The organism is Rufibacter roseus (assembly GCF_001647285.1).
Classification (GTDB): domain Bacteria; phylum Bacteroidota; class Bacteroidia; order Cytophagales; family Hymenobacteraceae; genus Nibribacter; species Nibribacter roseus.
This window is the reverse complement of record NZ_LRML01000007.1, coordinates 271,980-279,439: the sequence shown is the minus strand read 5'-3', so window position 1 is coordinate 279,439 and position 7,460 is coordinate 271,980. Positions and strand designations below refer to the sequence as shown.

Annotated in this window: 5 protein-coding genes and 1 pseudogene; 4 read left to right on the top strand and 2 right to left on the bottom strand. The window is 47.3% G+C overall.

The annotated features are described in order from the left end of the window. Positions 1 to 265 precede the first annotated feature (265 nt). The 3 genes from A8O23_RS12960 to A8O23_RS12950 all read left to right on the top strand — a co-directional run bounded on the left by A8O23_RS12960 (position 266) and on the right by A8O23_RS12950 (position 2,875). Positions 266 to 958, top strand: coding sequence for an ABC transporter ATP-binding protein (locus A8O23_RS12960; protein WP_066621846.1), 693 nt, complete (start codon positions 266 to 268; stop codon positions 956 to 958). A gap of 297 nt (positions 959 to 1,255) precedes the next feature. Beyond that, a complete protein-coding gene (locus tag A8O23_RS12955) occupies positions 1,256 to 1,759 on the top strand; it encodes a hypothetical protein (RefSeq protein ID WP_066621845.1) in 504 nt (167 codons plus the stop codon). Between the two features lie 294 nt (positions 1,760 to 2,053). Continuing rightward, complete coding sequence (locus tag A8O23_RS12950) at positions 2,054 to 2,875, top strand: hypothetical protein (protein WP_066621844.1); 822 nt, start codon at positions 2,054 to 2,056, stop codon at positions 2,873 to 2,875. 113 nt (positions 2,876 to 2,988) lie between these two features. On the opposite strand, the gene A8O23_RS12945 is transcribed toward A8O23_RS12950, so the two are convergent. Continuing rightward, on the bottom strand, positions 2,989 to 3,936 hold the full coding sequence (locus tag A8O23_RS12945; RefSeq protein WP_066621894.1) for a gamma-glutamyl-gamma-aminobutyrate hydrolase family protein: 948 nt from the start codon (positions 3,934 to 3,936) through the stop codon (positions 2,989 to 2,991). Continuing rightward, positions 3,924 to 4,927: pseudogene (locus A8O23_RS12940) on the bottom strand (amidoligase family protein). Before A8O23_RS12940 ends, A8O23_RS12945 begins: the two are co-directional and overlap by 13 nt. Positions 4,928 to 5,164: 237 nt before the next feature. Here A8O23_RS12940 and A8O23_RS12935 point away from each other — a divergent pair. Continuing rightward, positions 5,165 to 7,072 (top strand): RecQ family ATP-dependent DNA helicase, encoded by a 1,908-nt coding sequence (locus A8O23_RS12935; protein WP_066621843.1) that lies wholly within the window; start codon positions 5,165 to 5,167, stop codon positions 7,070 to 7,072. Positions 7,073 to 7,460: the final 388 nt, after the last annotated feature.

Below are 7,460 nucleotides of genomic sequence, written 5' to 3'. Positions count from 1 at the left end.
CGTGTTTGAAAAGAACCTTGAATGAGTCCTGAGTCGCGAGTCCTGAGTCTTGAGTCAGAAATCGGAACACATATTTCTTCTACGGAAGCAATGCCCCAGCGTTAAGGGGTAGTTTGTATTGCTGAATATTGTTCATGACACTATATTTAAACTCAGGACTCGCGACTCAGGACTAACCCCTAAGGGGTTTCCGCCGTTTGCCCCTTAGAGGCTTATTTTGCCATGGGTTTGCAAATGCCGCCTCTTCCTTATTGTTTTGTACTACATGAGCACAGAAAATCCAGTTTTATTGGAGGGTCGCGGCCTTACCAAATCGTACGGCAAACTGCAAGTACTAAAAGGTATAGACATTACCATTGGTGAAGCCGAAGTGGTTTCTATCGTGGGGGCCTCCGGTGCCGGCAAAAGTACTTTGTTGCATTTGCTGGGTACCTTAGATGTGCCAGATGAGGGAGACGTGTACTTACACGGGCAACGCATCTCCAGCATGAGCAACAAAGAAATGGCACGGTTCCGAAACCAGAACATTGGCTTTATCTTTCAATTCCACAACTTGCTTCCCGAGTTTACGGCGTTGGAGAATGTAAGCCTGCCAGGGTTTTTGGCTAACCGCCCAGAAAAAGAAGTAGAAGCGCGTGCCAAAGAGCTGCTGGAGATGTTGGGCTTGAGCCACCGCCTAGACCACAAACCCTCTGAGATGAGTGGGGGAGAGCAGCAGCGCACCGCCGTGGCACGCGCCCTCATCAATTCGCCTAAACTCATTTTTGCCGATGAACCCTCTGGAAACCTTGATTCTAAAAACGCCGATGAGCTCCACCAGATTTTCTTCAAGCTCCGCCAAGATTTAGGTCAGACCTTTGTGTTGGTCACGCACAACCCCGCCCTCGCCGACATGGCCGACCGCAAACTCACCATGAAAGACGGGTATCTGTTGCACCCTAGCGAGGTGGCTGAGTAGACGTTTATTCCTTGATAAATCCTTTAAGCTTTAATTTTAGCCTCTCCTTGGGGAGGGGCTAGGGTGAGGGGCAACCTTAGCTACGAAGGAATAGTCTGAATTTTGAGAGAGCTTTTCAGAGTTAATTGAACAAGCCTTACCAGTGTAACAGTTTTCCCTTCATTCTAACCTTTTTCCTGGATTTTCTCCTTTCTTGTTGAAGGTCTTTATCCAACCTCTTTTTGTGATTTTGTTGGTGATTTCAACAAAAACACTAACTTGACCAAGCCTAATTGCTAGACCTTGGCAAATCAGTTAATGAATTCAATAGAAACATATAAAGCACAATACTACGTCCATAAATTTGGTAGTTTACTGTTTGGGTGTTCTTTTTTCTTTGGGGGCCTGTCAACACTACTTAAGGGAGGAGCAATAACCATTAATGAAGTACCTACAAAGGCGACTTTTGAGAATGTGTTTCCCTTTTTATTCATTGGAGGGTGCTTTATAGGGCTATTTTTCTGGATTTGCTTTAAGTATTTTAGAGTTTCACTTACAGATGCATATGTAAAGAAACAATTAGTGTTTGGTAGCAAGTATTACAGCTGGGAAGATTTTGAGGAGATTGAGGAAGTTAACCCGTTCCGTAAAGGGATAATTTTCAAATTCAAACCAAAAGGAGAACGTGCTTTCTATGCCCAAGGAGATAAACCTGTACGTGTTTTTACCAATCCACTTAACTCTAAATGGTATTCACCCACCGTATTAGAATCCAAGATGGAAAATTTAATAGACATAAAGAAACGCAAAATGAATATTTGATTTTTATAATTTACCCTTACAATTTTATTACTCTACCAATGATGGATTGCAATAGAAGCAATTGCCATTAGGCTGTTTACCCACCAGTATAAAAATAGCATTTTAATAATTACCTCTCCCTTCTTTTCTTGATATTAACCTGTTCTAATTCACTGTTTTAATTTTTGCTAAAGAAAATTTAGCAAAGACATATAAGTGGTTGATAGTCAGAGGTAAAAATTGTGTTAAAAGTTTAACTGTAGGGCACTATTCCGACGGTGGTTCTGTTATGATTCTGAACTGTAACTTAAAAACATGCAGACGAAAGTGAATCAAACAAGTAACGACGAAAAAGGATTGAAGAAGCATAAAATAGAGAGTTTTGATATCTCACGTTCTGACGAAACCATGCACCTGGCAGTTGACCTGGCCAAGTTCATCAAAGAAAACCGACTCTTCCAGAATATTCAGGGTAAAGAGTACGTGAACGTGGAAGGCTGGCAGTATGCCGGTTCGCGCTTAGGTATTTTGCCGGTGGTAGATGAGTTGACTAACATGAGCGACAGTTCAGAGATCAAGTATCTGGCCAAGGTAAATCTGCTGAACCTGCGTACTGAGCAAGTGGTAGGGGCCGGATTTGCCATTTGCTCTAACAAAGAGCAAGGCCGCAAATACTACCAAGAATATGCTATCGCCTCCATGGCTCAAACCAGAGCCATCGGGAAAGCCTATAGGAACGCATTGGCTTGGATTATCAGAGCTGCAGGGTATGAGCCTACTCCTGCTGAGGAGATGGATTACCAAGGGAATACGCCAGAGCCTAAAATCGCTCCCGCTGAGAAGCCAGCTGCCGCGCCTAAAACCATGAAAGCAGTACCAGCTGAACCAGTAGTGGAGGCCAAAGCGTCAGAACCAGCACAACCAGCCGGTGCCGAAGAGGCTACCGTGAAATATGCCACTGCCCGGCAGAAAGAGGAAATTATCCGCTTGCTGAACAATCCGGTCATCACGCGTCAGGAGAAAACAAAAATGCTCCTGAACATCAATAAACTAGATGAAGAGCGTGCGAAGCAGTCTATTGGTAAACTGAAGAAAGTAATTGACGACCGCGAGCAAGAACAATCTGCCGCCGCTTAATTTTAGAAACAATCATTACAAAGAAACCCGACCTATGGTCGGGTTTTCTGTTTTAAGGCTGTTTTTCAGAAAACGGCTCAAAAACGGTAGTAAAACTGTTTAAGTCGTACCCATTACCTCTTCCGCATTTCTTCTTGCAGCAACTGCTCCTCCTTGTCTTCCAAGGCCTCCAGAGTTGGGTTTCTGGGGGTGTTGAGAGCTTCTTGCATGTCTTTGTCTTCAATTTGCTGGTGAACAGCTTTTGCATTCTCTACCAAAGCTTTGAAGATACGGCGCTGCTCTTTGTGGTTAGGCAAATACTCAGGGTGCCACTGTACTCCAATCAGAAACTTTTCGGTTAGGTGTTCCGTGGCCTGTACTACCAAATTGGCTTCCTTAGCGACAATCCGCATGCCGTAGCCGGGTTCTTTTACAGCCTGATGGTGAATGGCATTTACCCGTAATTGACGCACTCCCATTATCTGAGCCAGCTTGCTGTCTGGCTTTATCCTTATTTTCTTTACTGGAAAGATGCTGGAAGGATTGGGTTCTTCTAAGTAGAAACTGTTGATGTCTTGGTAAAGGGAGCCGCCAAAGTATACGTTCATTAATTGGGAGCCGCGGCAGATACCTAACACGGGCAGTTTCTTTTCTACTGCCTGATGAATGAGCTGAAACTCCAGATGGTCTCTGTCACGGTCAATGGTCCAACCTTGGGGCTTACGGCTGAAGATTCTCCGGAACATGAAAAGAGCCGGGTAATAGAGCCAGCGGGTAAACCGGCCAATCCGTTGGAAGATGTTTTTACGCGGGTGTTTCAGCGTTCTGTTTAAATACTCCTCCAGCACCTCTGATTGTTGGTAGGCTCTGGGGTCTACGTCCGCTCCGCCACCTATGATCAAGGCCTGCAAACCATCGGCAGTTCTGGGATTATTGGGGGTGATTCTTACCGGCCTACCGCCAGCAAGCCGAACCCCAAGGGCGGTGAACAGCCATGCGGCCTCGCCACCCTTGTCTGGTCCGGTAATGCCTATGGTAGGCCGGTTTCGGTTTATCTTGTATTTCTTTCTTAGGCTAACCAATCTTTTGTTTTGTTTATCCACTTTTGCTCAAACCCTATGAACGTATCTGCTTTCAAGGCAAGGTAGTCTTCGCTCATGGCGTTTATTTTTGCCGGGTCGCTGGCTAATTCTTCAATCACCACCCAGTTATTCCACTCCTGCGCCAAGGTCCAGTTAGGGTCTGAGATGCGGCTGTTTGGTAGGCGGTAATGAAAGGTTTTACGTGCTTTCACACTGCCTAGGTTGGTATACTGCGCAATTTTATCTTCCCGAAGGGCGGCAAAAAGCGGGTACATGTCCAGCGGACGGTTCCGGTCTGGGTTGAGGGTATGATAGTCATCAATGAGCGTATCTAAGTCGGGTGCATAAGAGGGGGGCAGCACCAAGGCAATATACTCAGCCGGATAGGGATTGATGAAAGAAGTCATGCGGCGGGCGAAATCGGTGTCTCCTGCCTCCAGCAGCCAAGGGTACAGCAGCAGAAATGCCCTGATGTAGCGCAAAATTGTTTCGGTTTCGGTGTCAGGTAATTCTGTGTTAATGTGTGTTCCGAAGGCATTGGTTAAAAACGCCTCCGTTCCCTCGGCATGGTGTTCCATTAAGGCTTGCCTAAGCGGTTCCAGCTGGTCCAGTTGGTCAAAGGGTATGGGCGGGCGCCCACTTCATAGGGGATCACCGTCTGAATCATGCTTTCTAGTGCCGACTCCACCTTATCTTCCAGAGTAGAGTTCCCTATCTTTATATTCTTTAAATCTATGTTCAGGCTCTCGAAAACAGATTTATACTGTTTTTCGGTCAGGAGTTTTAAATCAATTTCCACAGAGAAATCGCCTAGGCGCGTGTTGACCACTTTCTGCGAAAAGCGGTGCTTCTTCTCTATGGTGCCGCCGTACAGCCCTTGAACTATCTGTACACATTTGTCAACTTTTACGTTGGCAAACTCCAGTTCAAACCCGACTGTCCGCACCTTGCCTTCGGAGTTATGTTTAATAGGTAATGGCTTAAATGGCATCTTCTTCAGATTTATACGTTACATCTTCCTCAAAACGGAATTCTTATATTATCGTTATCCGCTGCTCGTTATACGGTATTCGAATTTTACAAGAAGAAGCCTTGCCTAATAAAATTTGGCTTTAGAAAATAGTTAGAGCAGAGGGAAGACTTAAAACTTTCCCCTCTAATATCGAACAACGAATAACGAGCAACGAACAACGGATTCCCAACAACGAATAACTAACTTTGACCTGAAATGGCAGACATTCATGACATACTAAAGGAGCATTGGGGGTACGAGGCTTTTCGGCCGGGCCAAGAGGAGATTATTTCTTCGGTACTGGATGGCAAAGACGCTTTGGCCATACTGCCAACCGGCGGCGGCAAGTCTATCTGCTTTCAGGTGCCGGCGCTGGTGCAGGAGGGGGTGTGTCTGGTGGTGTCTCCGCTGATTGCGCTCATGAAGGACCAGGTGGAGAATTTGAAGCGACGCGGAATTTCTGCCGCGGCTCTGCATGCCGGACAGCCAGCCCGTGAGATGGACCTGATTCTGGACAACTGCGTGTATGGTGGTGTCAAGTTTCTGTACGTTTCGCCGGAACGATTGCAGACCGACTTGTTTCTGGAGCGGGTAAAACGGATGAAGGTGAACCTTTTGGCCGTAGACGAAGCGCATTGTATTTCACAGTGGGGCAATGATTTCCGTCCGCCGTATCTGCAGATTGCCAAATTACGCGAGGTATTGCCGCAGGTGCCGGTGCTGGCGCTTACTGCCTCAGCTACCGAGGCAGTGAAGCAGGACATTCAGGAAAAGCTGGAGTTCCGGGAGCCGCTTGTGTTTCAGCAAAGTTTCGCCCGTAAAAATCTATCTTATTCAGTTTTGCCTACTGAAGACAAAGAAGTCCGGCTGCGCGAGATTCTGCAGAAAATGCCGGGCACCGCCATCGTGTATGTGCGCAACCGCCGCCGCACCGTTGAGCTGGCTGACTGGCTGAAGAAACAGGGAATCAAATCGGCGGCTTATCATGCGGGTTTACCGCACCAGACCCGCGCCGCCGCCCAAACCGATTGGGTACATGACCGCGTGCGGGTGATGGTAGCCACCAACGCCTTTGGTATGGGCATTGACAAACCCGATGTGCGGTTGGTGGTTCATCTTGATTTACCGGATTCTCTGGAAGCTTATTACCAGGAAGCGGGCCGGGCCGGGCGTGACGGAAAATACAGTTACGCTACCGTTCTATTGGCCCCCGCTGATACGGCAGATTTGCTGCGGAAGGTAGAGGAAGCTTATCCGCCATTAGAGACGCTGCAGCGCGTATACCAGGCGTTGGCAAATTATTATCAATTAGCTACGGGCAGCGGGGCATTCCAATCTTTTGACTTTGACTTAGCTGAGTTCAGCCGTACGTATCAGCTGTCAGCAGTTGAGGCGCATTATGCGTTAAAGCAGTTGCAAACTGAGGGGCTTTTGGAGCTGAACGAAGGGTTCTATAGTCCGTCAAAGGTAAACATACTGCTGGGGCATGAGCAGTTGTATGAGTTTCAATTGTTGAACGAGACGCTGGAACCTATCATCAAAGGATTGCTCCGGCTATACGGCGGCGAAATGTACAATGACTTTGTCAGAATTTCTGAGAAAGGGTTAGCCAAGCACCTAAACCTGGCAGAAGCCACCGTGAAACAGCAACTGCAGCACCTGCATCAGCGCAAAGTGCTGGTGTATGAGCCACAGCACGACGGGCCGCAGGTTCAGTTTATTCAGCCCCGGCATGATGCTTCCTCACTGCCGCTTGACAAAAAACGATTGGTAACATTTCGGGAGCGGGCGCTGGCGAAAGCGAAATCGGTGACGGAGTTCATGCAGAATAGTGAGGAGTGCCGCACCATTCAAATTTTAGCGTATTTCGGTGAAGAATCTAACACCGTTTGCCGCATCTGCGACTATTGTTTAGCTCAGAAAAAGAAGAAAAAGTTAGACGAGAACCGGCTGCATTTAGAGGCGAAGGTACTGGCGCATATCAAGGAAACACCGCTGCACCCCAAGTCTATCGCCATGCACTTTAGCTCTTCTGAGCAGGAGTTGCTTGGGGATTTGATTCAGGAGATGTTGGAGAGTGGGGTGGTGGGGTATACGAAGGATGGGAATTTGGAGAGGAAGTAATAGATTTCTTCTAGATATTCAGGTATTATTTATCCTCCTCTTCGGTCATCCTGAGCGCTAGCCGAAGGATCTAACGAAGATGCAGTCTTCTACCAGGTATTTTACTCCCACCTCCACTTTACCCCTCGCTGTTGTTGGTGTTCTCACGGACAACCTGAATTCAGTTGCCTCCACCACCGCTTTACCCTCCGCCGTTGTTGCGTGTTCTCACCAACAACTTCAATGCTGTTTCTCCCACAACCGCGGTTGCTTTATTTCTGCCTGCCTCTCTCCCTGCCGAGGTTTGTCACTTTTCTCCTTGATGAGAAAAGTAACCAAAAGAATCAAGAAGCCCCTGACTCGCTGCCGCTAAGACAAAAGGGGCTTCATCTATTTTACCACTTGGCCA

Coding starts and splice junctions, on each gene's coding strand:
- A8O23_RS12950 (WP_066621844.1), top strand. CDS start 2,054: ATGCAGACGAAAGTGAATCAAACAAGTAACGACGAAAAAGGATTGAAG.
- A8O23_RS12955 (WP_066621845.1), top strand. CDS start 1,256: ATGAATTCAATAGAAACATATAAAGCACAATACTACGTCCATAAATTT.
- A8O23_RS12935 (WP_066621843.1), top strand. CDS start 5,165: ATGGCAGACATTCATGACATACTAAAGGAGCATTGGGGGTACGAGGCT.
- A8O23_RS12960 (WP_066621846.1), top strand. CDS start 266: ATGAGCACAGAAAATCCAGTTTTATTGGAGGGTCGCGGCCTTACCAAA.